General features: G+C 49.3%; 2 protein-coding genes. Both read left to right on the forward strand.

What is annotated here, in order from left to right:
- The first annotated feature begins 362 nt into the window (after nucleotides 1–362).
- Nucleotides 363–1,970 carry an IS21 family transposase gene (gene istA, locus WKT20_RS17850; RefSeq protein ID WP_340417843.1) on the forward strand — a complete coding sequence of 536 codons (1,608 nt, stop codon included), beginning with the start codon at nucleotides 363–365 and terminating at the stop codon, nucleotides 1,968–1,970.
- A 6-nt stretch (nucleotides 1,971–1,976) separates the two neighbouring features.
- Nucleotides 1,977–2,699 carry an IS21-like element helper ATPase IstB gene (gene istB / locus WKT20_RS17855; protein WP_340417844.1) on the forward strand — a complete coding sequence of 241 codons (723 nt, stop codon included), beginning with the start codon at nucleotides 1,977–1,979 and terminating at the stop codon, nucleotides 2,697–2,699.
- The last annotated feature ends 82 nt before the right edge of the window (nucleotides 2,700–2,781 follow it).

Raw genomic sequence — 2,781 nt, forward strand, 5'->3', positions numbered from 1 at the left:
TACATATTCCGGAGCATACCCGTTCACTTTCCGGCAGCTTATTAGGGTATAAAACCATACCTTAAAAGCGTAATTTTTATCCGTTCATCCCCTAAAAGGATGAAAAAATGGATAACCAGACATTAAAATCTCAATTTTTCCGGAGCATATCCGTTCACCTCCGAGAATTGCAGGTTGTAGCACCCTTTTTCCGGAGCATACCCGTTCACTTTAGACGTATGCTTTCAGATTTTCCGGAGTATATCCGTTCAGCCGTGCATGGAATTGTGAGCGTATATCTTCGTTTCCGGAGCATATCCGTTCATTCTTTCCCCGGTTTCAGTTTCCTTTGTGCTGGTAAGCTAACAAGAAACAGCACAGTCATGGCAGGAACAACAAAGGATATGAGTCTGATAAAACAAGTACTCCAGCTCAAGCAGGCCGGAGAATCCAACCGCGGTGTAAGCCGCAAGTTACCGATTGACAAGGAAACCGTCAACGGTTATGTGAATACAGTAAAAGCCAACGGATGGAACATCAGCGACCTCCTTGAGATTGACGATCCCGAGTTGGAACGGATGTTCCATGCTGGTTCTCCGGCATATACGGACAGGAGAATGGAAGAGTTTCTGATCCTGCTACCCAGATACAGGGAACTGCTGGCGGACCCCAAATCCCATGTAAGCCGTCAGGTCCTGTTCGATGAATACCGTGCGACTCATCCCGATGGTTACGGCAAGTCACAGTTCTATTACCATCTGAAGCAGAATCTCGTTGCGAAGAAGGATGTTACGGCCGTACTGGTCAACACCTACAAACCGGGTGAAAAGCTCATGGTGGACTTTGCCGGTGACAAGCTCAGCTATGTGGATGCCGAAACCGGAGAAATTGTCAAGGTGGAGGTGTTTGTCGCCTGCATGCCTTACAGCGACTATACCTATGTGGTATGTGTACCTTCGCAGAAGACGGAGGACTTTCTGTATGCCATAAGGATGTGTCTGGAACATCTGGGCGGTGTACCTTCCATACTGACTCCTGACAACCTCAAATCGGCTGTAATCAGCAATGACCGGCATGAGCCGAAGCTGAACAAGGCTCTTGAGGACATGGGCAACTACTACCATTTCGTGGTACTGCCATGCGACCCGGCATCGCCGACACAGAAGGCTCTGGTAGAGGACTCCGTAAGGATTACATATAACCGTGTCTATGCCAGATTGCGTAACCGTACCTTCCATTCACTCCTGGAACTGAACCGTGCCGTATGGGAGCTGATGGAAAGGCACAACCAGACCCGTATGCAGAAGCGTCCCTACAGCCGTGAGGAGCGTTTTCATGCCATGGAGAAGGAGCTGCTGAAACCCTTGAAACCGGAACCCTATGAGATGCGCCTGTATGCCGATCTGAAAGTACAGGCAAACTGCCATGTGGAGCTGAGACAGGACAAGGTGACCCATTTTTACTCCGTCCCCTATATCCATGTAGGAAAACAGGCAAGAGTAGTCTTTACGCGTTCATGGGTCAAGGTCTATGTGGAGCAGAAACTGGTGGCCTCACATATCCGCAGCCATACATACGGCTATACCACAGTCAGGGAACATCTCGCATCCAGCTGCAGGGTGATTATGGAGCGTTCGGCAGCCTATTATGTGGAGAAAGCAAAAGATATATCACCTGACTGCCATGAATATGTAAAAAGAATCTTTGACCCCAAACGTACCGCACAGCCTGAAGAGGTGTATTACAAGCTGTGCAACTCCATAGTCAGCCTCAGAAGGAAGTATGACCTTGCCACGTTTGACCTTACCTGCCGTCAGTGCATGGAGTACGGTATTTACTCCTACAGCAAGTTTGAAGCCATACTCAGACGTAACGGCATGAATGCATCCGCAGACGAGACGGTAATCTTCCATGCGCCTACACCGTCAAACCACGGGAACATGCGCGGAAAAGACTATTTTACAGGAAATGACATAAACCAACAACAATAAATGATTATGAGCAACGAAACAGAAAGAACACTGCACGAGCTGAAGCTTCCGGGAATGGCAAGCTGCTGGAGCTCTCTGGAAGAAACACATCAGTTGGACAAGCTTACCCTGCGTGAAGGCATGCAGATCATGCTCCAGTACGAACGTGACACGAGAGGGAACAACCGCATCCAGCGTCTTATAAAGAATGCCGGCTTCCGTCTGAGAGCCTCGATGGAAGAACTTGAAACGGACACGGCAAGGGGCATACAGGCCTGCTCTGCAGCCGACCTTGCAACCGGAAATTACATCATGGGCGGAATGACGGTCATCATTACCGGACCGGCAGGAACCGGGAAGTCCTACTTTGCCTGTGCCCTGGGTGACAGGGCATGCAGGAACGGCCGGAAGGTACTGTACTTCACGATGAACATGCTCATCGAGAACCTGAAGCTTGCACATCTGGAAGGACGGGAAACAAACTTCTTCCGGAAGCTGAACGCACATGACCTGCTGATTATCGATGACTTTGGGATGGTCAAGCTGGACGGCCAGATACAGCATGACTTTGAACAGATCATAGATGACCGGTACAACCGGAAGGCACTCATCCTGGCCAGCCAGCTTCCCGTTGCAGACTGGTATGATGTGTTCCAAAGCGAGCTCATTGCGGAAGCCTGTCTGGACAGAATCGTGCATAAGGCAATAAAATTTGACCTTAAAGGAGAGAGCCTAAGAAAGAAGTATTAACTTTGCCAACAACACTGAATACTAACTGGGGACTGAACGGATATCACCGGAAATGCTGAACGGGTATCCGCCGGAATATGCA

Source organism: Phocaeicola sp. ICN-14070, assembly GCF_037892625.1.
Classification (GTDB): Bacteria; Bacteroidota; Bacteroidia; order Bacteroidales; family Bacteroidaceae; genus Phocaeicola; species Phocaeicola plebeius.